This window comes from Streptomyces sp. NPDC097617 (assembly GCF_044761485.1).
GTDB lineage: Bacteria > Actinomycetota > Actinomycetes > Streptomycetales > Streptomycetaceae > Streptomyces.
Window position 1 is genome coordinate 66,827 of the sequence record NZ_JBIWCL010000031.1, and the last position, 21,454, is coordinate 88,280.

41 protein-coding genes are annotated in these 21,454 nt (G+C 72.6%); 39 read left to right on the forward strand and 2 right to left on the reverse strand.

What is annotated here, in order from left to right:
* Positions 1–161: 161 nt before the first annotated feature.
* From ACIQZO_RS34850 to ACIQZO_RS34920, 15 genes are all read left to right on the forward strand, one after another.
* Positions 162–1,220, forward strand: a complete 1,059-nt coding sequence (locus tag ACIQZO_RS34850; protein ID WP_403634299.1) for a hypothetical protein — start codon at positions 162–164, stop codon at positions 1,218–1,220.
* Complete coding sequence (locus tag ACIQZO_RS34855) at positions 1,217–2,287, forward strand: YqaJ viral recombinase family protein (protein ID WP_403634302.1); 1,071 nt, start codon at positions 1,217–1,219, stop codon at positions 2,285–2,287. The genes ACIQZO_RS34850 and ACIQZO_RS34855 overlap by 4 nt, the downstream gene beginning before the upstream one ends.
* A 2-nt stretch (positions 2,288–2,289) precedes the next feature.
* Complete coding sequence (locus ACIQZO_RS34860; protein ID WP_403634304.1) at positions 2,290–3,291, forward strand: recombinase RecT; 1,002 nt, start codon at positions 2,290–2,292, stop codon at positions 3,289–3,291.
* The gene (locus ACIQZO_RS34865; protein ID WP_403634306.1) at positions 3,288–4,007 is read left to right on the forward strand and encodes an exonuclease domain-containing protein; all 720 of its coding nucleotides are present in this window, start codon (positions 3,288–3,290) and stop codon (positions 4,005–4,007) included. The genes ACIQZO_RS34860 and ACIQZO_RS34865 overlap by 4 nt, the downstream gene beginning before the upstream one ends.
* Entirely contained in the window at positions 4,004–4,243 is a 240-nt protein-coding gene (locus tag ACIQZO_RS34870) for a hypothetical protein (RefSeq protein ID WP_403634307.1), read from the forward strand. Before ACIQZO_RS34865 ends, ACIQZO_RS34870 begins: the two co-directional genes overlap by 4 nt.
* The gene (locus ACIQZO_RS34875) at positions 4,236–4,928 is read left to right on the forward strand and encodes a hypothetical protein (protein WP_403634310.1); all 693 of its coding nucleotides are present in this window, start codon (positions 4,236–4,238) and stop codon (positions 4,926–4,928) included. Before ACIQZO_RS34870 ends, ACIQZO_RS34875 begins: the two co-directional genes overlap by 8 nt.
* The gene (locus ACIQZO_RS34880; RefSeq protein ID WP_403634313.1) at positions 4,925–5,464 is read left to right on the forward strand and encodes a RusA family crossover junction endodeoxyribonuclease; all 540 of its coding nucleotides are present in this window, start codon (positions 4,925–4,927) and stop codon (positions 5,462–5,464) included. Before ACIQZO_RS34875 ends, ACIQZO_RS34880 begins: the two co-directional genes overlap by 4 nt.
* 3 nt (positions 5,465–5,467) lie before the next feature.
* Complete coding sequence (locus ACIQZO_RS34885; protein WP_403634316.1) at positions 5,468–5,818, forward strand: hypothetical protein; 351 nt, start codon at positions 5,468–5,470, stop codon at positions 5,816–5,818.
* Positions 5,818–6,042 carry a hypothetical protein gene (locus ACIQZO_RS34890; protein ID WP_403634317.1) on the forward strand — a complete coding sequence of 75 codons (225 nt, stop codon included), beginning with the start codon at positions 5,818–5,820 and terminating at the stop codon, positions 6,040–6,042. Before ACIQZO_RS34885 ends, ACIQZO_RS34890 begins: the two co-directional genes overlap by 1 nt.
* A 285-nt stretch (positions 6,043–6,327) precedes the next feature.
* Positions 6,328–6,681 (forward strand): WhiB family transcriptional regulator, encoded by a 354-nt coding sequence (locus ACIQZO_RS34895; protein ID WP_403634320.1) that lies wholly within the window; start codon positions 6,328–6,330, stop codon positions 6,679–6,681.
* A complete protein-coding gene (locus ACIQZO_RS34900; RefSeq protein WP_403634322.1) occupies positions 6,662–6,919 on the forward strand; it encodes a hypothetical protein in 258 nt (85 codons plus the stop codon). Before ACIQZO_RS34895 ends, ACIQZO_RS34900 begins: the two co-directional genes overlap by 20 nt.
* Before the next feature lie 28 nt (positions 6,920–6,947).
* Positions 6,948–7,403: a hypothetical protein gene (locus tag ACIQZO_RS34905; protein WP_403634324.1), complete on the forward strand. Its 456-nt coding sequence runs from the start codon at positions 6,948–6,950 to the stop codon at positions 7,401–7,403.
* Entirely contained in the window at positions 7,393–7,650 is a 258-nt protein-coding gene (locus tag ACIQZO_RS34910) for a helix-turn-helix domain-containing protein (RefSeq protein WP_403634326.1), read from the forward strand. The genes ACIQZO_RS34905 and ACIQZO_RS34910 overlap by 11 nt, the downstream gene beginning before the upstream one ends.
* A 26-nt stretch (positions 7,651–7,676) precedes the next feature.
* Entirely contained in the window at positions 7,677–8,018 is a 342-nt protein-coding gene (locus ACIQZO_RS34915) for a hypothetical protein (protein ID WP_403634329.1), read from the forward strand.
* 271 nt (positions 8,019–8,289) lie between these two features.
* Positions 8,290–8,607, forward strand: a complete 318-nt coding sequence (locus ACIQZO_RS34920; RefSeq protein ID WP_403634331.1) for a hypothetical protein — start codon at positions 8,290–8,292, stop codon at positions 8,605–8,607.
* A gap of 8 nt (positions 8,608–8,615) precedes the next feature.
* Here the strand turns inward: ACIQZO_RS34920 and ACIQZO_RS34925 are convergent, their stop codons facing one another.
* A complete protein-coding gene (locus ACIQZO_RS34925; RefSeq protein WP_403634332.1) occupies positions 8,616–8,840 on the reverse strand; it encodes a hypothetical protein in 225 nt (74 codons plus the stop codon).
* 138 nt (positions 8,841–8,978) lie between these two features.
* On the opposite strand from ACIQZO_RS34925, the gene ACIQZO_RS34930 reads away from it, so the two are divergent.
* The 17 genes from ACIQZO_RS34930 (at position 8,979) to ACIQZO_RS35010 (ending at position 16,942) form a co-directional block, all read left to right on the forward strand.
* Positions 8,979–10,430, forward strand: a complete 1,452-nt coding sequence (locus tag ACIQZO_RS34930) for a hypothetical protein (RefSeq protein WP_403634335.1) — start codon at positions 8,979–8,981, stop codon at positions 10,428–10,430.
* Positions 10,427–10,870, forward strand: coding sequence for a hypothetical protein (locus ACIQZO_RS34935; RefSeq protein ID WP_403634337.1), 444 nt, complete (start codon positions 10,427–10,429; stop codon positions 10,868–10,870). The genes ACIQZO_RS34930 and ACIQZO_RS34935 overlap by 4 nt, the downstream gene beginning before the upstream one ends.
* The gene (locus tag ACIQZO_RS34940; RefSeq protein WP_403634340.1) at positions 10,867–11,058 is read left to right on the forward strand and encodes a hypothetical protein; all 192 of its coding nucleotides are present in this window, start codon (positions 10,867–10,869) and stop codon (positions 11,056–11,058) included. Before ACIQZO_RS34935 ends, ACIQZO_RS34940 begins: the two co-directional genes overlap by 4 nt.
* Positions 11,058–11,558, forward strand: coding sequence for a DUF6011 domain-containing protein (locus tag ACIQZO_RS34945; protein ID WP_403634342.1), 501 nt, complete (start codon positions 11,058–11,060; stop codon positions 11,556–11,558). Before ACIQZO_RS34940 ends, ACIQZO_RS34945 begins: the two co-directional genes overlap by 1 nt.
* Complete coding sequence (locus tag ACIQZO_RS34950) at positions 11,555–11,806, forward strand: hypothetical protein (protein WP_403634345.1); 252 nt, start codon at positions 11,555–11,557, stop codon at positions 11,804–11,806. Before ACIQZO_RS34945 ends, ACIQZO_RS34950 begins: the two co-directional genes overlap by 4 nt.
* The gene (locus ACIQZO_RS34955) at positions 11,803–12,033 is read left to right on the forward strand and encodes a hypothetical protein (RefSeq protein ID WP_403634348.1); all 231 of its coding nucleotides are present in this window, start codon (positions 11,803–11,805) and stop codon (positions 12,031–12,033) included. Before ACIQZO_RS34950 ends, ACIQZO_RS34955 begins: the two co-directional genes overlap by 4 nt.
* Positions 12,030–12,401, forward strand: a complete 372-nt coding sequence (locus ACIQZO_RS34960) for a hypothetical protein (protein WP_403634350.1) — start codon at positions 12,030–12,032, stop codon at positions 12,399–12,401. The genes ACIQZO_RS34955 and ACIQZO_RS34960 overlap by 4 nt, the downstream gene beginning before the upstream one ends.
* 154 nt (positions 12,402–12,555) lie before the next feature.
* Complete coding sequence (locus tag ACIQZO_RS34965; protein ID WP_403634352.1) at positions 12,556–13,017, forward strand: hypothetical protein; 462 nt, start codon at positions 12,556–12,558, stop codon at positions 13,015–13,017.
* Entirely contained in the window at positions 13,014–13,373 is a 360-nt protein-coding gene (locus ACIQZO_RS34970; RefSeq protein WP_403634355.1) for a hypothetical protein, read from the forward strand. Before ACIQZO_RS34965 ends, ACIQZO_RS34970 begins: the two co-directional genes overlap by 4 nt.
* Positions 13,370–13,522: a hypothetical protein gene (locus tag ACIQZO_RS34975; protein ID WP_403634358.1), complete on the forward strand. Its 153-nt coding sequence runs from the start codon at positions 13,370–13,372 to the stop codon at positions 13,520–13,522. The genes ACIQZO_RS34970 and ACIQZO_RS34975 overlap by 4 nt, the downstream gene beginning before the upstream one ends.
* Positions 13,486–13,869: a hypothetical protein gene (locus ACIQZO_RS34980; protein ID WP_403634360.1), complete on the forward strand. Its 384-nt coding sequence runs from the start codon at positions 13,486–13,488 to the stop codon at positions 13,867–13,869. The genes ACIQZO_RS34975 and ACIQZO_RS34980 overlap by 37 nt, the downstream gene beginning before the upstream one ends.
* A 17-nt stretch (positions 13,870–13,886) precedes the next feature.
* The gene (locus ACIQZO_RS34985) at positions 13,887–14,297 is read left to right on the forward strand and encodes a hypothetical protein (protein ID WP_403634363.1); all 411 of its coding nucleotides are present in this window, start codon (positions 13,887–13,889) and stop codon (positions 14,295–14,297) included.
* An 80-nt stretch (positions 14,298–14,377) separates the two neighbouring features.
* Complete coding sequence (locus ACIQZO_RS34990) at positions 14,378–14,938, forward strand: hypothetical protein (RefSeq protein WP_403634365.1); 561 nt, start codon at positions 14,378–14,380, stop codon at positions 14,936–14,938.
* 173 nt (positions 14,939–15,111) lie between these two features.
* Complete coding sequence (locus tag ACIQZO_RS34995) at positions 15,112–15,291, forward strand: hypothetical protein (protein ID WP_403634368.1); 180 nt, start codon at positions 15,112–15,114, stop codon at positions 15,289–15,291.
* Entirely contained in the window at positions 15,291–15,632 is a 342-nt protein-coding gene (locus ACIQZO_RS35000) for a hypothetical protein (RefSeq protein ID WP_403634370.1), read from the forward strand. Before ACIQZO_RS34995 ends, ACIQZO_RS35000 begins: the two co-directional genes overlap by 1 nt.
* Before the next feature lie 24 nt (positions 15,633–15,656).
* The gene (locus ACIQZO_RS35005) at positions 15,657–16,298 is read left to right on the forward strand and encodes a hypothetical protein (RefSeq protein WP_403634373.1); all 642 of its coding nucleotides are present in this window, start codon (positions 15,657–15,659) and stop codon (positions 16,296–16,298) included.
* A 167-nt stretch (positions 16,299–16,465) separates the two neighbouring features.
* Entirely contained in the window at positions 16,466–16,942 is a 477-nt protein-coding gene (locus ACIQZO_RS35010) for a hypothetical protein (protein WP_403634375.1), read from the forward strand.
* Between the two features lie 191 nt (positions 16,943–17,133).
* On the opposite strand, the gene ACIQZO_RS35015 is transcribed toward ACIQZO_RS35010, so the two are convergent.
* Complete coding sequence (locus tag ACIQZO_RS35015) at positions 17,134–17,475, reverse strand: helix-turn-helix domain-containing protein (protein WP_403634378.1); 342 nt, start codon at positions 17,473–17,475, stop codon at positions 17,134–17,136.
* Between the two features lie 157 nt (positions 17,476–17,632).
* Between ACIQZO_RS35015 and ACIQZO_RS35020 the strand changes: the two genes are divergently transcribed.
* The 7 genes from ACIQZO_RS35020 to ACIQZO_RS35050 all read left to right on the forward strand — a co-directional run bounded on the left by ACIQZO_RS35020 (position 17,633) and on the right by ACIQZO_RS35050 (position 21,435).
* Complete coding sequence (locus ACIQZO_RS35020) at positions 17,633–18,052, forward strand: hypothetical protein (RefSeq protein WP_403634381.1); 420 nt, start codon at positions 17,633–17,635, stop codon at positions 18,050–18,052.
* 112 nt (positions 18,053–18,164) lie between these two features.
* Positions 18,165–18,290 (forward strand): hypothetical protein, encoded by a 126-nt coding sequence (locus ACIQZO_RS35025; RefSeq protein ID WP_403634384.1) that lies wholly within the window; start codon positions 18,165–18,167, stop codon positions 18,288–18,290.
* The gene (locus tag ACIQZO_RS35030) at positions 18,287–18,475 is read left to right on the forward strand and encodes a hypothetical protein (protein WP_403634387.1); all 189 of its coding nucleotides are present in this window, start codon (positions 18,287–18,289) and stop codon (positions 18,473–18,475) included. Before ACIQZO_RS35025 ends, ACIQZO_RS35030 begins: the two co-directional genes overlap by 4 nt.
* 79 nt (positions 18,476–18,554) lie before the next feature.
* Positions 18,555–19,688 (forward strand): hypothetical protein, encoded by a 1,134-nt coding sequence (locus tag ACIQZO_RS35035; RefSeq protein ID WP_403634390.1) that lies wholly within the window; start codon positions 18,555–18,557, stop codon positions 19,686–19,688.
* Positions 19,685–20,353 carry a nuclease-related domain-containing protein gene (locus ACIQZO_RS35040; protein WP_403634393.1) on the forward strand — a complete coding sequence of 223 codons (669 nt, stop codon included), beginning with the start codon at positions 19,685–19,687 and terminating at the stop codon, positions 20,351–20,353. The genes ACIQZO_RS35035 and ACIQZO_RS35040 overlap by 4 nt, the downstream gene beginning before the upstream one ends.
* A 3-nt stretch (positions 20,354–20,356) precedes the next feature.
* The gene (locus ACIQZO_RS35045) at positions 20,357–20,497 is read left to right on the forward strand and encodes a hypothetical protein (protein WP_403634396.1); all 141 of its coding nucleotides are present in this window, start codon (positions 20,357–20,359) and stop codon (positions 20,495–20,497) included.
* Positions 20,494–21,435 carry a hypothetical protein gene (locus ACIQZO_RS35050; protein WP_403634399.1) on the forward strand — a complete coding sequence of 314 codons (942 nt, stop codon included), beginning with the start codon at positions 20,494–20,496 and terminating at the stop codon, positions 21,433–21,435. Before ACIQZO_RS35045 ends, ACIQZO_RS35050 begins: the two co-directional genes overlap by 4 nt.
* Positions 21,436–21,454: the final 19 nt, after the last annotated feature.

Consider the following 21,454-nt stretch of genomic DNA (forward strand, 5'->3'; position numbering starts at 1 on the left):
TGTAGCCCTCCGCATGACCCGCGCAGGTGCCAGCTGTGCGCCCCGCTGCGGCACCCGGCACACGCCAAGACGAGGCGTGCCCTGTCGGCGAGCCTGACGGCGCCGCGTACCCCGCTCGACGACGCCCTCGGCGGCGGCCGTGAGAACGGCGGTGCCAGCTGATGACGCGCACCCTCATGGTTGATCACGCCGCCGTCGCGGCGGCGGCCAAGGCTGCCCCGGGCGAGTGGCAGCACGTCGGCGTGTACCTGTCCACCAGCGTCCCCAGCATGGCCAACGCCGTACGCCGGGCGACCCGCCTCAAGGCGTACGCGCCGGGCGGGACCTTCGAGGCCTACCACGCACGGGTGGAAGCCGGCGAGGCCCTGTGGGTCCGCTACGTGGCCTGGACGCCCAACCTGGAGCCGCGCCCGCTGACCATGACGTACCGGGTGTGCGACCGGGGGTCCAGCAGCGGCTACACCGGGGTCGGGATCGTGACGATCACCGTCGCGGCTTCGTGTCCGGAGTGCGGTGGTCCTCGTGGAAGGGCCGTTCCCTACCGCTTCTGCGAGGACGGCGAGTGGTACACGGTCGACCGCTGGACGAACCCGTGTGGCCACCTGGACGCGTACGCCGCCGTACTCACGGAGCACCGCCGACTCCAGGACGAGCGGGACGTCGAGGAGCAGCGGGACGCCGCGCGGGCGCTCAAGGCGGGTCCGGCGAACGCCGGCCCGTTCACCGGTGCGGTGGTGCTCCTGAACTCAGCGGCGGCCGAGACCCGGGGGCTCACCGCCCGGCAGGCCGCCCAGTTCCTGGCACGGCACGGCCACCACGAGGCGGCCGACCTCGTGGAGGAGGAGCTGACGCGGCAGGCCGGGCAGCGCTGGTCCGCACGCAAGGCTGCGGTGTACCTCGCGGAGACCGGGGCCGCGCACGGCGCCGTGTTCGGCGGAGGCGACTCCGACGCGGCTGTGACGCCGGCGCCCGCCCCGAAGGCCGCCATCCGCGTCCTGCCGCGTGACCCCCGCCCGATCGGCGTCGTCGCCGAGCCGCGCATCGCGGCGAGCGACCAGCCGGAGTGGTTCCGGGCCCGCCTGTCGGACGCCTTGAAGGCGGTCGAGCGCGGCGACGACCCGGCCACCGCGGCGTGGACCGCCACGGACCGCGTGGGGCTCGCTGCCGAGATCGAGGCCCTCGCCGGGCTCCGCCGCCTCGCCCGGAAGGACGCCAGGTGATCCAGACGGATATGGCCCTCTTCGACATGCCGACACAGAGCCCGGCACTGGCCGATGCGCCGACGGCCCGCCTCCTGCTGCCCGCCGACGCGTCCCACGAGGAGTGGGAAGCCGCGCGGCGGCTCGGACTCGGTGGCTCCGACATCGCCGGGATCCTCGGCCTGGGCGGCCGCTACACCGGTCCCCGCCACGTCTTCGAGGAGAAGCACGGCAGGTCCACGTTCCGCGAGAGCGAGGCCGCCGAGATCGGGTCCGAGATCGAGGACTTCATCGCCCACATGTTCACCAAGCGGTCCGGCGTCGCCACGTCCGAGGCACCCGGGACGCTCGTGCACGTCGGTCACCCCTGGATGAGGGTGAACGTCGACCGCCTGACGTTCGAGCGGCCTGGCCCGGCCTCGGGCGTCTTGGAGTGCAAGAACCGCAGCGAGTACCAGGCGGACCAGTGGGAGGACGGGGCTGTCCCCGATGCCCCCGCGATCCAGTGCCACTGGGGCATGGCCGTCGGCGGCTGGGACCACGGCTTCGTGGCCGCGCTCGTCGGCGGGAACAAGCTCCGCTGGTCCCGCCTGGAACGCGACGAGGAGATGATCGAGTACCTCGTCGACTACTGCGGCCGGTGGTTCGAGCGCCACGTCGTGGAGGGGATCGAGCCCCCGGCTGACGGCCTGGAGGCGACCTCCGACCTGCTCGCCAAGCTCTGGTCCGTGAAGGCCGAGACCATCGCCGAGATCGGTGTGGAGCAGGCCAAGGCGCTGCGCGCCCGGCACGCCGAGGTCAAGGCCCGTGAGAAGGCCATCAAAGAGGATCTGCGGCTCGTCGAGAACGAGATGAAGCTGCTCACCGCTGACAACGAGATCGCGAAGTCGGGCGGTCAGCCGGCCTGGAGCTGGAAGGCCAACGGCACTTTCGCCAGCAAGCAGTTCGCCGAGGCGCACCCCGAACTGGCCGCCGAGTACACGCACATGGCGCCCGTCCTCGACGTCGACCGGCTCAAGGGCGAGAAGCCCGACGTCTACGCGGAGTTCCGGGCCCGCCGCCTCATCGTCCCCGCGAAGGGAATCTGATCATGTCTCTGTCCACGCTCAAGGACCGCGTCCGCGCGGCGACCACCGAGCAGCCCGCTGCCGACGCAACCGTGCAGGACCTCGCCGAGGACGTGAAGGGGCCGGTCCCGGCCCAGCTGCACACGTCGGCCCAGGCCGAGGGCGACGACGTCGCCGACCAGGCCCTGGCCTGGCTGGAGCAGTACGGCAACGACTTCACGCGGGCCCTGCCGTCGCACATCGACGTGAAGGTGTTCCTGTCCGCCGTACGGGCCGCCCTGCCGGGACTGGTCCACTGCACCCCGGCGTCGCTGCGCCAGGCGCTCCTGACCTGCGCCCGGTTCGGCCTCATCCCCGACGGCCGCCACGCGGTCATCAAGCGCGAGGGCAAGACGGCCGTGTTCGTGCCGATGGCCCAGGGCTACGTCGAGCTGATGTACCGCTCGGGCCGGGTCGGCTCCGTGCACGTCGGGATGGTCCACGAGAACGACGAGTGGAGCTTCGAGCCCAGTGCTCCGGCGCCCTTGGACTTCACGCACAAGCCGCGCGTCGACCTCCCGAAGAAGGAGCGCGGCGCCCCGATCCTGGCGTACGCCTTCTGCTGGATGGCCTCCGGTGCCCGCTCCCAAGTGATCGTGCTCAGCCGGGAGGACGCGGAGGAGATCCGCGACGAGTACAGCGCGGCGTACCGGCGGGCGGTCGAGTCGGGCAAGGCCGATTCGTTCTGGCACACCGACTTCAACGCCATGTGGAAGAAGTCGGCGCTGCGCCGCCTGCACAAGGTCGTCCCGATGTCTGCCGAACTGGTCGCCCTGCTCAAGGCGGACGAGGCCGGGGACGCCGGGGAGGTCCAGATCATCCACGCCCCGGCCGAGGAGACGCACCTCCAGGACGACGCGGACGAGGCTCACGAGCGGGCCGAGGAGTCACAGAGCCCGCAGGAGACCCGCAACCGGCCGCTGCCGCGCAAGCGGTCGCAGCCCCGCCGGACGACCCGCAAGGGCCGCAAGGGGGCCCGTCGGTGACCTGGACCTCCGGTCCCCTGTGTGGGTTCGATCTGGAGACGACCGGGGTCAGCCCCGAGTCTGACCGGATCGTCACGGCCGCCGTCGTCTCGTACGACGGCGGCCGGCCCGCCCGGTCCCGCACCTGGATGGCTGACCCCGGGGTGGAGATCCCGCCCGGGGCGACGCGCCTTCACGGCATCACGACCAACCAGGCCCGTGCGGAGGGGCAGCCCGCCGCCCTGGTGGTGGCCGAGGTCGTTGCCGCCCTGGTTGCCGCCGTCGAAGCCGGCCAGCCGCTCGTGGTGATGAACGCGCCGTTCGACCTGACGATGCTGGAGCACGAGGCCGAGCGCCACGACGTGCGGAGCCTGTTCTCCGCGTCGGTGCCGCTCGTCTTGGACCCGCGGATTCTCGACAAGTACGTCGACCGGTACCGGCGCGGAACGCGCCGCCTTGAGGACCTGTGCCGGACGTACGCGGTGGTCCACGGCGGCGCACACGACGCCGGGGCCGACGCGGTCGCCGCGTGCGCGGTCACCCGGGCCATCGCCGACAAGTTCCCGTGGATCGGGAAGGCGCCGCTGGAAGAGCTGCACGAGCAGCAAGTCCGGTGGGCGGCCGACCAGCAGGCAGGGCTCCGCGCACACTTCGCGGAGACCCCCGGCAAGGAGTACCGGGTCGCCACCGTCCGTACGGACTGGCCGCTCGTCCCGTCGGCGAGGCGGAGCCCGTGAGCGCCGCCCTGGCCGGATGCATGGCCGCCCTCGCCGTGATCGCCCTCCTGGCGCCGCTGCTGCGCGGGGCACGTCGGCAGCGCCCGGCCTCGGCCGTGTTCCGGCGCGGCCCGCTGTTCGCGTGGTGCCCCGCTGAGGCGCGCGAGACCCCGCACACGCTCGACGTCGGTGTTCGCCGGTGCCGCTCCTGCAAGACCTCCACCTCGACAAAGACGTCAGGAGAGACCCATGGATGAGACGTTCGGCCCGGAGTACGTCCGGCCCGCGCAGCCGGACTGCACCCGCTGCGGATGCTGCACCGCGGCCCTGTGTGAGAAGGGCCGTACCAGCGTGATGCGCTGCCTGGGCCACGTCGGCGACGCGTTCCGCGAGACGGTGGCGAGTTGCCCGTGCTCGGCGGAGTCGACGAAGCACACGTCGGCGTGGATGTTGGCGCAGGTCCGGGTGACGCGGCTCGCGCAGGAACTGCCGATCCCGGAGGCGGCCGAGCTGCTGCTCCGGGACCTGGCGGGCGGCAAGGTCGTCGCGGAGCCGGGCGAGCCGTTCCCGCAGTTGAAGGTGCGGGGTCTGGCGCAGCTCGTCCACGGGATGCCCGCGATCACGCCGCTGGGGCTGACGTACCTGATGGCGAAGGACGAGGTGCGGGCGGCCACCGCGGTGCGCGTCGTGGACGTCGACAAGAAGACGCGGACCGCGAGGGTCGAGGTTGTCGCGTGGCGGCCGGACGAGCCGGTGACGGTCCTGATGGATCAGATCGCCACGGACAGCGGGCTCGACGTCGACTCGCTGCCCGGCCGGTGGCTGACGGCTGACGCGAACTGCCGCGCGGAGAACGCCGACGGCCTGGTCCTGACCGGCTACCGCAACTCGGCTCCTCTGCCCGCCGGCTGGATGGGCGTGGACGACGGCGAGGACCAGTGAGCGCGGCACCGGCAACGCCTGGAGAAGGCCCCGGACCGGTCCGGGCGGCGAGTCTCCTGCCCTCCGGTGGCCGGGAGTTCGACCAGGAGCGGGCTCGGCTCCTCGCAGGGGCGCTCGCGCCGGGCGTCACCGAGTACGAGTTCCTCGTCATGAACGGTGACCCGGCGAGCAAGGCCCGCCCCCGGTTCGGGAACGGGCGGGCGTACAAGACGGAGGCGGACACCGCGGCGGAGACGAAGACGGGGTGGTCGCTGCGGCGGTCGTTCCGGCAGCCGTGGAGCGGGAACCTCGCCCTGGCGTGCGTGTTCTTCCGCCCGGACCGGCAGCGGATCGACGTCGACAACATGGTCAAGCACGTCGCGGATGCCGGAAACGGCATCGCGTGGCTGGACGACGCGCAGATCACGGCCGTGTACGGCGTGGCCGAGCTGGACGTCGAGCACCCCCGGACGTTGATCGTCGTCGCCCGCCACGTCTCGTCGCTGGACCGGTCAGACCTGGTGGGCAAGATGCCCCGGCCCCGCAGGACGGGGTGAGGCGTGACATCGGACGAGATCTCTGCCGCTCTCGACTCCGCCGGTGAGTCCCTGCCGGGCGCTGCTGCGCCCGGCAAGGCCCGCCCCGGCCCTGCCGCCTCGTGGAAGGACGCGTTCGCCCTGCGGACCGTCGCCGTCGACGGCGGCCACCTGCACTGGACTGGGCCGACCGGGCAGCGCGGTACGCCCTTGGTCGCCTGGCACGGGCAGGTCGAGACGGGCTACCGGCTGGCCTTCCGCTGGCACCACCAACGGGAGCCCGTGGGCAACGTACGGCCGACGTGCGACTACCCGTGCTGCCTGGCCGGGGCCCACCTCGCCGACCGCTTGATTCGTGAGGGGGACGCGGAGTGATGCACGGCTCGACGTGGGACAAGGGCGTCGACCTGGTCGCGGTGGAGCGCGCCGCGCTGTGCAGGGGCGTCTGTCCGCCGCTGAACGACGCGGAGCAGCGGCGGGCCGTGCAGGTCATGACCGAGGCCGGACAGTCGGCGGCCGTGATCGGGGCACGGCTGGGGTTGGCCGCCCGCACGGTGGACCGCTGGCACGGGGAGATGGGGCTCTCGCCATGTGGCTGATCGACGTGTTCCTGGCCTACGTCACCGCGATGGACGCGGTGACCACGACGGCCCACGTGTGGTGGCCGCTGCTCCTCGGGACGGGCTCCCTCGGCGTCGGCGTCCGGCGTTCCCCTCGCCGTGGACGGCACCGCCCGTCGTGTCCGGACGCGTCCGGACACGACGGGGACGACCCCTCGGAAATAGCCGCCCCGGCGACCGCCCTTAGCCCTGACCAGCACGGACACGGGTCCGGACATGTCCGCGCGACCTATCCGGACACGACGACGAAGCAAGGAGCTACCGATGCCGCGAATCCCTCACCCCAACGACCACCGGACTCTGCCCCGGGCGCATCACTGGAGCGACGACGCGGAGTGCGCCGGGGCCGAGACCGCCGCGTTCTTCCCCGTCGGCAGGGGCGGCGTACCGGCCTCCGTGCTGGCCGGCGACGCCAAGGCGATCTGTGTCCGCTGCCCCGTCCAGGCCGAGTGCCTGGGGCACGCCCTGACGTACCGCGAGGACTACGGCGTGTGGGGCGGCCTCGACGAGGAGGAGCGCGCCGACCTCCTGCGGCAGGCCCGGCGCGCGGCGGAGAAGCAGCGGCGCAAGGAGCGGGAACTGGAGAAGGGGGCGGCCGATGCCACCACGGCGGCGTAGGGAGGCTCCGAAGCTGTCCGTCCCGAAGCTGAACTCGTCGTCGCTCCCGGTCAACGGGCTGCTCGACTGGGGGACGTCGAAGCACTGGGACTGGCAGGAACAGCCGTGCCGGTACTGCGGGTACCCGACGCACCTGCGGGACGACAAGGGCATCCCCTCCGACAAGGTGTGCGCCGAGGAGTCCCTGGCCGACATCGCCGGGATCGTCCGGACGCACAGCGTGCAGGGGCAGCTGTGAGCAGGGGCAGCTGTGAGCAGGGGCAGGCGTGCTGAGCCCGGGACTGCTGACGCTCTGGACGCGGGAAGCGCTGGAGGCTGCCCGCGCCCAGGACGACGCCCTCACCGTGGAGATCACCGCCCGCATCGCAGACCGAGGCGACGCGCTCGACCTGCTGGCCACGTGCCGGGTGATGGCCCACGCGGCCCGCCTGGCGCTCCTGACGCTGCACTGCGGCCCCGACTTCGACCGGGGCGAGGCGTGGGTCCTGGACCAGCTCGGCGACGCCGCCGACGACCCTGCCGGCCTGTTCGCCGCCCGCCTGGTTACCGCGTACGCGAATCGAGACCACGACCACGTCACCGCCCTCGTGGCGGCGGCCGGAGCTTCACCAGCCGAGCGGGCTGAGTCGCTTCGGTCGCTCGTGACCTACGCGGCCGAGCTGGACGCTCGCGCCGCTCGACACCACCACCCCACAGAAGGAACTGAGCACCATGAGCACTGACCTGACGACCCCTTCGCAGGAGCGGCGCGGCGCCCGCCACGAGCTGACGCGGCGGCCGAGGAGGCGCGGCGACGACCGTGACCAGCTGCGTCAGACCCTGGCCGACGCCTACTCCGACGGCGGAGTCTCGATCCGCGCCCTGGCGGCCGAGCACGACCTGTCGTACGGGCTGGCGCGGACGCTGCTGCTGGAGGCCAAGGTCGAGCTGCGCCATCGGCCGCGTCGGCTGACGGCGGCCGGCCAGTGAACGAGCGGGAGCGCACGACCCGGGCAGTGACCGGAGCCTTGATCGTCTTCGCTGTGCTGCTGGTCCTGCTGGCCGGCTGCCAGGCGATCAGCGGGGACGACGGCGACGACGGCAACGGCGACGGGTGCGACTGGTTCGCGCTCGTCGCCGTGGAGGCCCCGATGTCGGCCAAGCCCCGACCGGCCGCGCCGAAGGCACCCGCGGCCGAGCCCAAGGCTCCGTCGCTGGAGAAGCGGCTCCCGGCCACGACCCGACCGGCCACCCCGCCCCCGATGGGGCGGCCGTCGGTGAAGCAGCCGGAGCTGTCCCCGACCGCGAGCAAGAAGCCGAGCCGCCGCCACGGCATCGACCTCGACCTCTGCGACTGACCTGGAGCCGTGGCGCCCCCCCCCCCCCCGGGGGGGGCGCCCCCCCCCCCCCACCCCCCCGACCGCCGCGTGCACCGGGCGCCCCCCGCCGCGCCGGCCCCCCCCCACACCGGGGGGCCGACACCCCCCCGCGGGCGCGCCCCCCCCGCGCGACAACCACCCCGCCCCCCCCCCACCAACCCCACCCCCCGCCGGGCGGGGCCCCGGGCCCCCCCCCCCCCCCGCCCCGGGGCCCCCCCACGGCCGGCTCGCCACTGGAAGGAGACCGCGGATGAACAGGCGCTCCACCTGCTTCGACTGCCACCGCGAAGTCCTGTGGACCGTCACCGACGCCGGGAAGCGCCTTGCCGTCGACCCGGAGCCGGACGAGACCGGGAACACCGCGGTCTACCGCGACGGGACGGGCACCCGTCGGTCGCGTCGGCCTTCCGAGGAACTGCCGCTGATGGGCTGGGAGAAGTTGTTCGTTCCGCACGTTGCGACGTGCCCGGCCCGGCAGCGTCAGGCCGCGCAGAAGCGCCCGGTGGCCTTGCCGACGGGCGTGCTCGACCTCGCCGCGTACCGCCGCAGGGCGGGCGGCCGGCGATGAACCAGATGTCAGGCGCTGGACGGCTCGGGGGTCTCGCCGAGTGCGACGAGGGCGCGCTCATAGAACTCGGGCGTCACGAGGCAGATCCTGCGGCGGCCCCGGACCGTGAGCGCGGTGAAGATGTCCCGCTCGCGGGCGTCCTCGATCAGCGTCGTGAGCTGGGCGCGGGCGTGGGTCAGCGGGAGTTCCTGGACGCCGTCCTGGGCGAGCACGGGCTTCGTGGCAGCGGTCATGACCAGAGTCTAAGCGATCACCACAGTCTCCACTATGGCCATTCTTGCCAAACTTTAAAGTTTAGGCCATAGTGATCTAGGGATCAGGCACATAACGCCTGGTCAGAACCCACCCGAGCACGACCGAGAAGAGACACCATGAGGAAACGGAGCGGTCGCCCGCCCCGGTTCGCGCAGGTGCCGAACGAGACCGTTGACGACTCCAAGAACCTGGACCTGACGGCGCTCGGGCTCCTGACCGTGTTCCTGCGCCACCGGGACGGCTGGGACATCACGCTCGCCGACATCGGCCTGGAGTACGGCTATGGCGAGGACACCCTGGCGAAGACCATGGGGATGCTCCAGGTTGCCCGCTACGTCGTGAAGGTCCGCGTGATGGGCGCGCTGAACCAGTGGCGCACGGAAATGGCCGTCTACGCCCCGCCGGCGACCGACGCCGAGGTTGAGGAACTGCTCGCGGTGATCCGCGACGAAGACCCCCAGGCACGACGCGTAGAGGTCATCCCGCCCACCGCCACGGCGTTCAGGAAGGTCCAGGCGAGGCGCGGGAAGTTGGGCCAGAAGGGCGGCCCCCGGCTCCGGGAAAACCCGGACTCGGGGCCGACCTGGGACAACGCCGCATCGCCGCAGGTCAGCCCCGACTCCGGGTTTTCCCGGGACCCGGAGGACCCCCGAGTCTCTAAGGAGACGATCACCCAGAAGACGAGAGAAGACTCCGCTGTTGCTGACGCCGTAGGCAAAAGTGCAGGTGGTTGTGCACGTGCGGACGAGTACGACGGCGCGGCGGACGAAAGCGGTCAGGCCGAAGGCGGCTCCGCCGCGTCCCGAACGAATCTCCCCACCCAGCGCACGAAGTCACCCCGTCCCGCCACGACGAAGACCCGGCCCCGCAAGGAGTCCGCAGGGTTCGAGATGGTCCGCGCCGCGATCCCGGGCGCTGTTGCTGCCCCTGGCACGAAGCTGTTCCCCGGGCTGCACCGGGCGATCAACGACCTCCTCGACGGCAACGTGGCGGCGGGGATCCCGCGACGCACCCCGGAGCAGGTCATCGCCAGGCTGAACAGGCGGTGGTACGGCGAGCACGCCGAGACCCGGGCGGCGGCCGGCTACCGCGGCTGCGACCAGTGCACCGCCTCCGGCTGCTCTGCTCTTCGCAGGGGCCTCGAGAACCCTGAGGGGTGCGACCGCATCCGGAACAGAAACTCGTGGCTCGCTGCCGCGCTCCTGAACCAGGACTGCCCCGACCCCGGCTGCGAGGACGGGCTGATCATCGGCGGCGGCGACTGCCGGGCTTGCCAGGAGCGGGCCGTGGAGCGCCGCCAGATCGCCCGCGCCGCCACCGAGATGTCCGCCCGCTGGGAGGTCGAGACCGAGGCCAGCGGGACGGCACAGGCCGCCGTGGACGCCTGGACGGAATCCGAGGGCGCCGAGGAAGGCCGGTACCGCCGGGTCCTCGGTGACGCAGGGGTCTGGGGCGCACGGCTCGACCACCAGGTGAACCAACACATGAACGGCTGGCGGGAGAAGAACCCCCGCCCGGTCTCCCACGCAGCTCGGGGCAACGACGAGCGACAGGCGGTAGGCGCGTGAACCCGGACTTCCTCCCCGCGATCGGTGCCTCCCTACGGGCTCTGTGCGAGTTCGCGACCCGGCACGACGTGAACGACCAGACGCTGACCGAGCTGGCCGCCGAGATCGAGAAGGCCCGCGCGGCCGTCGCCGGAGCCCGGGGCGCGGTGCGGGCGAACCGCTGCGTGCGGCACCCCGGCAGCCCGTTCGACCCGACCGCCGAGAACGGCTGTCTGCTCTGCGGGCCGACCGTGCGTCGGCCGGCCCGCCCCATCCCGGAGGACTTCGTGCCCGGCGACGTGCTGCTGCACGTCGAGGAGCACGGCCAGGACGCGGCCACCGAACGGTACGGCGCGCAGGCGGTCGCCCGCGCGCTGATGCTCAGCGGCCGACACCCGTCCAAGACCCAGAGGCGCGGCATTCCCGCCACGCAGCAGGACAAAGGAGAGACCGATCGATGAAGGCCCCGAACGACCCGCGGCCCGTCCGCGTGCTGCCGCGCGGCGAGTGCCCGGTCTGCAACATGACGTACCACCTCACGAGCAGCGGGAAGGTCGGCCGCCACAACGGGATCACGCTGTCCGGGTTCTCGACCGGCCAGCGTTGCCCCGGCATCGGCCGCGCCCCCTACGTCGCGCCGGGTGCCTGATGGCGGCCCCCGCGCTCGACTGGCCCGAGCTGGACGCCATCGAGGACGGCTACTACGCGGTTCTCGCCCCCGACGACCCGGACACCGTCACCTACTGGCGGCGCACGCGCACCGCCAGTACGAACGCGCTCAAGCCCTGGCCGGCGAAGGCCTGGTACGGCCCGGCGGTTCCCCGGCGTGCCGACGTCCCGCAGGAGCGCGCCGCCCGCGAGGTGTTCGTCGCCGCGTGGTCGCGGAGTCGGCGGACGTACCTGGACCAGGTCGTTACCGCCATCGCGGCCAGCCCCGAGGCCGCCGCGCGGTGCTTCGCCGACCTGAGGTTCCGCTGCTGGAGCTGCGGCCGCGTGCTCAGCGACGAGACGTCGAAGACGCTCGGCATCGGCCCGGAGTGCCGCAGCGGCATGGACCCCGCGGCCCTCGCCCGGTACTGCACCCCGGAGGTCGGCCGGCTCCACGCCGAGCACCTGGCCTTGCTCCGCGCCACCGAGGCCGCGAAGTGACCCGCCTACCCGGCGGGTACACCGCAGCGGAGTCCCGCGCGCTGGCGAGGACCAACCGCCCGGCGTCGCAACACCTGCGCTCCGGCACCGGGATGCTCCACCTCCGCCGGTCCGGCCCGGAAGACGACGGCTACTCGTACCACTACGCACGGTGCGGCTGGTACACGGACCTCGGCCGTGAGGCCATCCCACTGACGATCAGCGCTGACCCGAAGGTGTGCAAGCGCTGCGAGGTGTGCGAGCCGTGACCGGCCAGTCCCTGCCACGCGGCGCGTACACCGCGACGCCGTGCCGGTCGTGCCGGAACCCGAAGCCGGTCCGCTGGTACCTGTGCGGCGCTTGCTGGGCCGCCTTGCCCGAACTCGCCCGTAGGGCGCTGAACAAGCGCGACGGTAAGGCCCTGGCCCGGCTCCGCGAGCTTCACGCCCACATCGACAGCGAACAGCCCCTGGAAGACCTGGAGATCACGTCATGACGTGGAACGAACGCATCGGCGTCGCCGAGGCCCTGGACGCCGCCGACTGGACCGGTGACACCCTCGACCCGCGCGGCCTGCTCAAGCACGAATCCGGCGCGGTGTGGGCCGTCGTCAACGAGACCGGCGGCTGTGCCCTGGACCTGCCCGGCGCCGGTGCCAGCATCGCCTTCGCGGCGAAGATCCCGGACGCCGTGGTGATCGCCGCCTGCCTCGCCGCGTCCGGCCAGCTCGACCCCGGCCAGGCCCGCGTCGACCTGGAGGAGCGCGCAGCCTGGCTGGGCTGCCTGGAGTTGGCCGGCCTGGACAACTGGCCGGGCGTCGACGTCGCCCGCGAGATCCGCGCGAAGCGGCAGACCGGCAGGTGAGCACCCTGTCGACGCCGGAGGAAGAGGCGCAGAACCGTACCGCGGCCGTCGTCGCGCTCCTTGCCGTATGACCGAGCATCACGGGTCGCCCGCCCCGCAGCAACCGGGGCGGGCGGCCCGGACCACCGTACGACGACCGGAAGGACCACACCCGATGCCCGCCCCCGACCCGAAGGCCATCCTCCAGGCGCTCGCGTACGGATTCACCGGCGAGTTCCAGCGCGGCCTGGACACCCTCCAGCCGATCGTGGACGCCGGACCCCACTCCACGTACGCGCTCCTCGGCTCCCTCGCCGAGACCGCGTCCAAGGAGGCCAGAGAGACCAACACCCCCGGAACCACGTACGGGATCGCACTCGAAGGCCTCGAAGGGGCCGCCAGCATCGACGACCTGCCGCCGCCCGTACGGTTCGCCGCCCGCTTCATCACCGCGTGGGCCAACCGCGACCACGACGCCACGGACGCCCTGTTCTGGGCGATCGCCGAACCAGCCGTCCGCGACGGCACCGACGCCCTCGGCGACTGCATCACCGCGGTGTACGCAATGGCCGTGCCCGCCGCCGAGCACATCGTGCGTGAGCAGCGCCGCCTCCGCGAGGAAGGACGCACCGAGTGAACAACGCCCGGACGGTGATGATCTCGCTGTACGCGGCGGGCTACCTGGTCGCGATCTTCGTTGGAACCTCCGCGATCGACGCCGGCGAAGACCTGTACGCCGTCGCCCTGTTCGGCACGTCGGTCGGGCTGCTCCTCGGCATACATCGCGAGTGCCGCAACGCCGCCCGCCTGGTCCGCGTCGTCGCCGCCTACCGGCACGGCGCCGAGTTCCCCGGCCCGGTCGCCGACCTCGCCGCGATCGAGCGCGCGACCGCCATCCCGCCCGGCTGCCGCTGCGAGACCTGGTGGACCAGCCTCGGCGGCCACCACTCCCTGACGTGCCCGGCATTCCCCGCCCGAAAGGACACGAGGTGAACCAGCCGCCCCCCACCCTGGCCCCCGAGAACGGCGCGAGCCGTCTCGAGCGCCTGGCCGCCGTCGACTACGACCAGGACCGGGGCGAGACCCCGCTCAGGCGGCCCGAGCTGTGCCCGCCCAGCGCCCCGACGAGCCCGTCGTGGTGACCGGCGCGTACGGCGACCCGCTGCGGTGGAACGAGGTCCCCGCCGAACTCACCGCGGCGGTCGTCGCCGACCTGACCGCCTGCGGCTGGTCCGCCGCTCACGCCACCGAGCACAGCATCGTCGTCCCGCTGGAGCGGCGCGCCTTCGGCCTGCCCGACGCGGCCGCCCGTGGCGAGCACCTGTACGCGGTGTGGGGCGGAGCCCGACCCGAGTGGTCCTGGGGCACCGCCCACCCCGACGCGCCCGCTGGCGGAACGCTTGCGCCGCTCCTGGCCCCGCCGGACCAGCCGGCCCACATCTCCGCCCAGATCATCCGGGTGCTCCGCACCGGCCGCACCCTACCGTGACCCGAAGGGACCAACCCGTGAAGATCCATCAGCCGCCGATCCTGGACGAGCACTGGGAGGGCTACGAACTCGCCGCCGACGGCACCCACCGGTACGTGTGGATCTGGCAGGGCTTCAACATCCGGCTGATCGCCTTGCCGAAGAACGAAGACGGCGAATGGGCCTACGACCACGGGTGGTGCTACCCGCGAGACCCGCAGCTCGTCGCGGACAGCGTGGCCGCCTGGGACCCGGGCACCCAGGACGAGCCGATGGGCTGGCACAAGCGGCCCACCGACCCCGCCCGGCGCGCACCGCGCCGCGACGAGGACCCCCGCTACAACCGGGACCGCTGCGTCCACGGCCGCTACGTCGAAGAGGGCTGCCGGACGGTCAACTGCCGCGACGTCCTCAACCACGAGCGCTCGCGCGGAACCCGACCCCGCTGAACCCCCTACTATCCCCGGCCCTGTATGAGGAACTGCGGTTCCTTGCGCAGGGCCCGCACCCCGAACCGAAGGATCGGCAGATGACCCACCCCGACACCGCAGCCCCCAAGGCCGAGCAGCCCGAGACGGTGCTGCCGCCGTTCTCCGGCGACGAGACCGAGTGCGCGATGTGCTCGAACCTGGAGGCGTTCACCGTCTTCCGGCACGCGACCGCCCACGTGATCGAGGAGTACAACGGCCGCCTGGAGCGGCGCGGCCCGCTGCCCAAGCGGCTGGAGCGCCGCTGCCAGCGCTGCGACTACCAGTGGGACGAGGCGCTGAACCCGTCGCCCGGCGCCCGGCCGGCCACCGCCCAGGAGCTCGTCTACGCGCTCCAGCAGTCCCACGCTGGGTGGCCGCTCGACGTCTCCCCGGAGTGCGCCCGCTACATGGCCGACCGGATGGCGGAGATGCTGCACGTCCTGATCCGCCTCGACCACCCGATGTGGCTGCCGCGCCCCGGCCGCCCGCTCCTCGTTCCGCCCCCGGCGGCAGCGGTCCCGGAGGACAGCACGGGCCTGACGTCGGGCGTGCCGATCCTCACCCACGACCAGGCGCGGCCACCAGCCGGGCCGACCGGCTTCGTGCGAGTCGGCCCGTGAGCACGTCCGGACAGCGTTCGGACGTATCCGGAGGGATGGTCCGGACGCCTCGGGACATCGAGGAGACATCTGACTGCGGACCCCTGCCCACCAGGTCGGACGCTGTCCGGACACGTCCGGACAGCGAGGGTCCGGACAGTGATCCAGGTGTCCGGTTCGCATACCGCGCGCGCGTGCCCCGCCGCCTGGTCGGCGCCGCCCTCGCCGAGGCGTTCGGCCATCTCGCCGAAGCGCTCCACCCGCCCGAGGAGCCCGCGCCGCCGGCGTCCCCGGAGCGTCGCGACCAGATCGCCGAGGCGGTCGGTGTTGCCTTCGACCTGACCCCCGACATCCTTCGGAAGGACCCGAGTTGATGACCCCCGAGCAGGCCTCCGCCCGCGCCGCGCTCATCCTGATCGGCCGCCTGGTGAAGCTCCACGGCCTGACCGTCGAGGAGGCCGTCACCGCGGTCGCCCAGCGCCGTCGCCGGGAGGACGGTCCGCACACGCACCTGGTCGTCGCCGAGGCGCGCGCAGTCATGGCTGAAGCCCTCGCACCCGTCCGGGCGTTCATGAAGGCCCTGCGCCCGGTGATCGAGGCCTCCGCCGCGGCGATGACCGAACTCCGCAGTGCCCTGCGCCAGGCCGCCCCGGCGGCCCGCCGCGACCGCCCGGCCTGGACATCGCCGTACGGCCCGCCGCCCCGGCGCCGCTGACCACCACCAAGGAGGAGACTTCGCGTGCGCGATGACGAGATCGTTTCTCACCCGCCGTCGTACTCCCGGTGTCTTGCGGTACGGATCACCCCGTACACCGGCGACGGAGGCGAGCCCGCCCACGACCAGGCGATCACCCACCGGTTCGATGAGGACCCGGTGATGCTCGGCTACGTCTACAGAACCCGCGAGCCCGCCATCCACCAGAGAACCGGTCCGTTCCCGTACGCCCCGGCCGCCCCGGGCCTGGTCGCGTTCAGCGCCCCCGACGACCACCCCGACCCTCCGGCGCTGTCGCGGCTCGCCCAAGGGCTGTGGCAGCGCCGGGGAACGTGGGTGGCTGTCGACACCTGGTCGAAGACCCCGGGCGGGGAGACGCTCTACACCCTCGTCCCGCAGTGGAAGTGCGTCGACCTGGACGAGCACGAGGTGCCCGCCCCGCCCGACCATCACGTCTTCGCACTCGGCGAGGCCACCGCCACCCGCGGCGCCCGGCAGTGGCCTCGCCCCGACGGCCGGACCTACCACGTCGAGTGGAGCACCACCCTGTTCCTGTCGACCGATACCAGCGTGCCCCCGGCCGGCGGATTCCCCGCCCCTCGCCGGGCGCTCGTCGCCGAAGGCGGCCCCGAGACCGTCGTCCCACTCTGGCGCCGGACAACCTGACCAGCCCGGACACCGTCCGGACGCCGAGAGCGGCCCTTCCACCCCACCCAGGGAGGAAGGGCCGCTCTCGTGCGCCGTGATGTCCCTCAAGCCTCCAGTGCCCACCGCTGGGCACTGGCGCCGCGCCCGCGCGGCAACCCTGGAGATTGACCGACAAGGAGCCTCACGTGAACAGCAACTCCACAGGCGCAGCAGCCGCGTTCGCCGCCGCTTACGCCGCGCTCACCACAGCCCACGAGGTCGGTGACTACCTCGTGCAACGGGACGACGACGCAGCCGCGAAGGGTAAGCACGGCCCGGAAGGTGCCGCCGCCTGCCTCCGCCACGTCTGCTCGTACACGGCCACCCAGGCGCTCGCCCTGTACGCCGCCGACCGGCACCTCCGCCTCGGCCTCGACTGGCGCCGCGCCGCCGCCGGCCTCGCCGTCTCCGCCGTCACCCACTACGTGGCCGACCGCTGCGCCGGGCACTGGGCTGACGACTCCGACGACGCCCCACTCCTCGTCCGCGCCGCCCACGCAGCCGGCAAGGGCGGCTGGCTCTGCCGCGACCCCCGCGCCGGGGCCTTCCTCGACCAGGCGTGGCACAAGGGATGGATCGGCCTCGCCGCCGCCATCAGCGCCGGACACCGGGCACGCCCCTGACCGGCCCGGACACTGTCCGGACACGACGACGGCCCCCGTTCCCTTAGCCGGGAGCGGGGGCCGTTCGGTGTGCCGCACATCCTCAGCTCGCGACTTGCCCCTTCCGGTTGGAGCAGTGCACTGGCGTTCCGTGGACGTGGACCGCGAGATAGTCAGGGCCTGCGGGCTGGACGATCTCTCCTCCGGCCGTCTCAGTCGCCGACCTGGCCGCCGGATCCTCCGCCATCGTCATCCCTCGCCTTTCGTGGCCGGGTCTTGCCCGACCCGGAGTAGCCACGCTCGATGTCCTGGACGGTGGAGGGGGACACGCCGATCTGCGCGGCTAGCTTCCGGACCGATACTTCCTGGGCTCGCTGGCCGAGTACGTAGTCCCGGCGGAGGTCGCTCAGCTCTTTGATCTTCGGCCCGTACGCCCGCAGAAACGTGCTGATCTCTCTGGCGCGCAGCGCCTCGTCCTCAAGGGACTTGAGGGCTTCAAGAGCGTCGAACACGCGCTGTGCCACCTCCCCGCCATCTGCCTGATCGTCGGCCATTCGGTCTCTTTCCGTCATAGCCGCTTGCCCGACTGTATGGGAGTCCCATACAGTCGGGCAAGCAACACCACGTTGCGTACAAGTCGGCCCCCGGTCGGGGCCTCAGAAACGCCGACCGGGGGCCGCGCCAGACACCTGCCACACAGGAGCTGACGCCGTGCCCAACTCTACTGATCTGAATGCGCTCGACGTGGCGGAGGCGGCACCCCGCGTGCTGCTCGCCGTCGCCGAGCACTTCACCGAGGTCAACCCGACCGAAGAGCTGGAGCAGCACCTGCTGCTCCTCGCCATCGGCGCGGAGGCGTACGAGCTGTCGGACCGCAGCCTCAGCGGCGGCGCCGACAAGCTGGCCCGCGCCGCGTTCGCTCTGGCCCCCGAGCTGCGCCAGGACATCACGCGCGGCGAGTACGCCCTGCTCGCGCGCGGCGTCCTCGCGGAAGCTGGCCACGAGTGGACCGAGGACGACAACGCCCCCGCGATCCCGAGGATCACGGGCATCCCGGGGCCGCGCAGGGAGCCGGTCCCGACGAAGAGGCCGTCCGTGCCCACCCAGCCGACCTCGAAGGCGGCCCGCTGATGACCGCCCCGAAGTGCTGTCGGCGCACCATGCGCCGCGACGGCCGCCAGTTCGTGTGCGCGAAGTGCAAGGCCTGGACGGACGCCGTCCTCCGCGCCGTGGCGGTGCGCTGATGAACGACACGACCACGACCCCCGCCGCCGAGGACAAGGACGCGACGTCCGCCGAACTCCTCGCCCGCGCCCAGGCCGATCGCGCGGAGCAGATCAGCAAGGAGAAGGCGCGGGGACACCGATGAAGATCGTCCCCGACTGGATCCGAGGCGGCAGCGACCGCCAGCTCGCGGCCAGCAACTACTCGGACCGCGAGCCCGCCACCGACCGGGCCGCCCGGCAGCGGCGCCAGAACCACCGCGCCCGCGTGTTCCGCGACGGCGACGCCGCCGGTACCGAACCCAGCCGACGCCGCTTCGGCAGGACGTAACCCCAGACCGGGCCGGGCCCGCCCTCTTTCCTCCGAGGGCGGGCCCGTCCTGCGCGTGCACCACCCGGAGAGGAACACCATGGACCAGGCCCCCGAGCAGCAGGCGCGCATCGAAGGCGTGAAGTACCGGAAGATCCGCCTGTACCGGAGCGTGACCACCGAGATCGACGGCATCCCGTCCACCCGCCGCGAGCCGTACGACGGATGGGAGCCGGTCCCGCCCCGCGAGTGGGACGAACTGATCCTGCGCGGCGTCACCGGAATTGCGATCACCTTCACGGTGATCGCCGTGATCGGCGGCACCGCGAGCCTCGGCGGCCTCCTCGGCCCGCTCGTCCCCACCGTCATCGCGTACGGCATGGGCTCAGTGTTCGCCATCGCCTGGATGTACTGCCTCGGCATCGAGTGGCTGAACCGGACCGCCCCGGGCAAGGCCCGCCCCGCGAAGATCGGCGGCTGGTTCTTCCTGCTGCTCAGCATGGGGGCGGTCGCCGCGTACGGCCACACGTTGAACCAGCCCTGGGCGGGCGGCTTCGGCGCGTGCGTCGACCTGGTCGCGAAGGGCTCGTGGTGGCTGCTGCTCCGCGAGTACGCCGTCCCGCTCGACGCCGGTGTCGCGCACTGGGTAGACGAGCAGGAGCAGAGGTTGGCCGGGCGCGCGCTGCTCGCCGGCCGGGTCCGCCGCCTCAACCGGCGTGCGGCGTACCAGCGGGCGGTCGGCGGAGCCGAGTACCAGGCCGCCGACGCGATCCTCGGGCGCACCGAGGCCGCACGCAGCCTCACCGAGGCGGCAGCCGAGCCCGCACCCGAGCCTGTACCCGCACCCGCGGTCGTCATCGCCCCGGCGGCGCCCGCTGTTCCCCCGGCCGCGCCCACCCCGGCCCCGGTGCCGCCCGTCGCCCCAGCGGCCCCTGCCCCGGTCACCCCGCCCGCGAACCAGGGAAGTTCAGTCCCCCCGGTTCCTCCGGCGGACCAGCAGCACGACCAGGGCGCCGAGCAGTCGACGCCGGTTCCGCCCGTGTCCGACATCAGCCGCCCCGCGATCGCCGCGATCTGCCGGAAGGAGATCGGCGCCGACGCGGAGGTCACGGACGCGGGCCTCGTCGCCGCCGTCCTCGCGGCCGGCCACCCCGACAAGTCGGCCCTCGCCGACACCGTCCGACGCACCGCTCAGCGCGTCGACCCGACCCGGAAGAACCGGAAAGTCTCGTGACCCTCATCGTCATCCTCGCCGTGGCCGCCGCCGTCGCCCTGTACTTCCAGGACCGGCAGCGGCCCGGCGCGGGATCCTCGGCCGCCGCCGAGGCCCGCCGCCTCCGCAGCCCACTGGTTCGCCTCGCCGCCCTCGTCGGCATCCAGACCGCGCACGGCCGCCGGGCGAACCAGTGGGATGCCGGGGCGGTGGGGGAGAGGGCCACCGCGGCCCGGCTCAAGCCGCTGGTCCGGGAGGGCTGGACGGTCCTCCACGACCGCGCCCTGCCCACCGGCGACGCGAACGTGGATCACCTCCTGGTGAGCCCGTCCGGAGTCGTGATCGTCCTCGACAGCAAGAAGTGGTCCGCACGTTGGCCGCTCAGGGTCGAGTCCGGCCGGCTCATGCACGGCGACCGCGACGTGAGCGCGCGACTGAACGGCATCCGGCACGAAGCCCGCGCCGTCTCCCGAGCGCTGAAAAGTCCGGTCATCGCGCTCGTGTCCATGGAAGGTCCGGCGGAAAGTCCGGACCCCAGAAGGGAATGGATGTTCGATTCTCTTCGGATCGTCCCCGCCGACCGCATCGTGCCCGTCCTGCGCGCCATCGGGCGTCGCCACCGCGCGACGGGCCCGCACCCGGGCGCCCGCGCCGCAGCCCTCTTCCCTGCGTACCGAAGGAAATGACCCGTGATCCATCTCGTACTGCTCGGCGGCCTCGTCGGCCTTCTCTTCGCCGTGTACGCGAAGGCGAGCGACCTCCGGTTCATCGGCGCCATGACCGCCCTCGCCGGCCTCTTGGCCGCCCTGACTGACTGGGGATCCTGGTGAGCGACACCACCGACGAGGAGACCAGCGAGGCCGAGGCGCCCGAAGGCGAGAAACCGTTCCGCGCCCGGGACGTCTTCCAGTTCCGCCGCCTGCCCAAGAACACAGGGGAGGCGGCGGCGGGGGAGCCCGAGGAAGAGCCGGAGGCCGAGTCGGAGGACGAGCCGAAGATCCCGCCGGAGCCGAAGGACCCTCCGCCCGTCGCCGCTCCGGGCCGCTCTGACGGCGGGCACCGCATCCCCAACTGGTGGGAGCCCAAGGCCTCGCTCAGCAGTGACGAGGACGCCGCCAGGCGCTCCCGGGCTGCGGTCGGGACCGTGAAGTGGATCAACGGTGTCCCCCACCACGTTCCTCCGGTCGCCGAGACCTGCGAGCACCCCAACCCGCACGAGGTCCGTGCCAAGCCCACGAACGAACTCGTCGCGTACTGGTGCTCCGGCTGTGAGACACAGCTCGAAGTCCCGGACGAGTACGACGAGCTGGAAGGGATCTCCGGCGACGAGGGTGAGGAGGGTGACGACGAGCCCGCCGACGAGGTGCCGTCCGCCGTCCGCCGCCGCTGGGGCGTCCGTGGCACCGGCGAGAAGACGTACAAGCGCCCGGTGTTCGGCAAGGACTCAGCCGGTCAGAAGAAGTCGCTGATCGAGGCATTCACCGAGATGCAGCCCAAGACGAAGCACCTGCTCTACAACGGGACCGCCCTCGGCGCGGGCTTCTATCTCGGCGTCCCCCAGTTCTTCACCGCCGAGGTCGCCTACCTGGCCGCGACGTACGACTCCTGGACGGACTTCTACGTCGCCATCTGGTACGGCGTCGCGGCCGGCATCACGGTCCTCGACTACCGCACCCGCGGCTGGTTCCCCCTGTTCTCCTGGGCCACCCGCATCCCGCTCGTCTCGATGATCGTCGGCGCCCTGTACTACGGCATCCCGGCCGCCTGACCGCCCACACCCGAACGGA

Coding starts and splice junctions, on each gene's coding strand:
- ACIQZO_RS34850 (WP_403634299.1), top strand. CDS start 162: ATGACGCGCACCCTCATGGTTGATCACGCCGCCGTCGCGGCGGCGGCC.
- ACIQZO_RS34860 (WP_403634304.1), top strand. CDS start 2,290: ATGTCTCTGTCCACGCTCAAGGACCGCGTCCGCGCGGCGACCACCGAG.
- ACIQZO_RS34875 (WP_403634310.1), top strand. CDS start 4,236: ATGGATGAGACGTTCGGCCCGGAGTACGTCCGGCCCGCGCAGCCGGAC.
- ACIQZO_RS34890 (WP_403634317.1), top strand. CDS start 5,818: ATGCACGGCTCGACGTGGGACAAGGGCGTCGACCTGGTCGCGGTGGAG.
- ACIQZO_RS34895 (WP_403634320.1), top strand. CDS start 6,328: ATGCCGCGAATCCCTCACCCCAACGACCACCGGACTCTGCCCCGGGCG.
- ACIQZO_RS34900 (WP_403634322.1), top strand. CDS start 6,662: ATGCCACCACGGCGGCGTAGGGAGGCTCCGAAGCTGTCCGTCCCGAAG.
- ACIQZO_RS34910 (WP_403634326.1), top strand. CDS start 7,393: ATGAGCACTGACCTGACGACCCCTTCGCAGGAGCGGCGCGGCGCCCGC.
- ACIQZO_RS34920 (WP_403634331.1), top strand. CDS start 8,290: ATGAACAGGCGCTCCACCTGCTTCGACTGCCACCGCGAAGTCCTGTGG.
- ACIQZO_RS34925 (WP_403634332.1), bottom strand. CDS start 8,840: ATGACCGCTGCCACGAAGCCCGTGCTCGCCCAGGACGGCGTCCAGGAA.
- ACIQZO_RS34930 (WP_403634335.1), top strand. CDS start 8,979: ATGAGGAAACGGAGCGGTCGCCCGCCCCGGTTCGCGCAGGTGCCGAAC.
- ACIQZO_RS34940 (WP_403634340.1), top strand. CDS start 10,867: ATGAAGGCCCCGAACGACCCGCGGCCCGTCCGCGTGCTGCCGCGCGGC.
- ACIQZO_RS34945 (WP_403634342.1), top strand. CDS start 11,058: ATGGCGGCCCCCGCGCTCGACTGGCCCGAGCTGGACGCCATCGAGGAC.
- ACIQZO_RS34960 (WP_403634350.1), top strand. CDS start 12,030: ATGACGTGGAACGAACGCATCGGCGTCGCCGAGGCCCTGGACGCCGCC.
- ACIQZO_RS34965 (WP_403634352.1), top strand. CDS start 12,556: ATGCCCGCCCCCGACCCGAAGGCCATCCTCCAGGCGCTCGCGTACGGA.
- ACIQZO_RS34990 (WP_403634365.1), top strand. CDS start 14,378: ATGACCCACCCCGACACCGCAGCCCCCAAGGCCGAGCAGCCCGAGACG.
- ACIQZO_RS35000 (WP_403634370.1), top strand. CDS start 15,291: ATGACCCCCGAGCAGGCCTCCGCCCGCGCCGCGCTCATCCTGATCGGC.
- ACIQZO_RS35015 (WP_403634378.1), bottom strand. CDS start 17,475: ATGGCCGACGATCAGGCAGATGGCGGGGAGGTGGCACAGCGCGTGTTC.
- ACIQZO_RS35025 (WP_403634384.1), top strand. CDS start 18,165: ATGAACGACACGACCACGACCCCCGCCGCCGAGGACAAGGACGCGACG.
- ACIQZO_RS35030 (WP_403634387.1), top strand. CDS start 18,287: ATGAAGATCGTCCCCGACTGGATCCGAGGCGGCAGCGACCGCCAGCTC.
- ACIQZO_RS35035 (WP_403634390.1), top strand. CDS start 18,555: ATGGACCAGGCCCCCGAGCAGCAGGCGCGCATCGAAGGCGTGAAGTAC.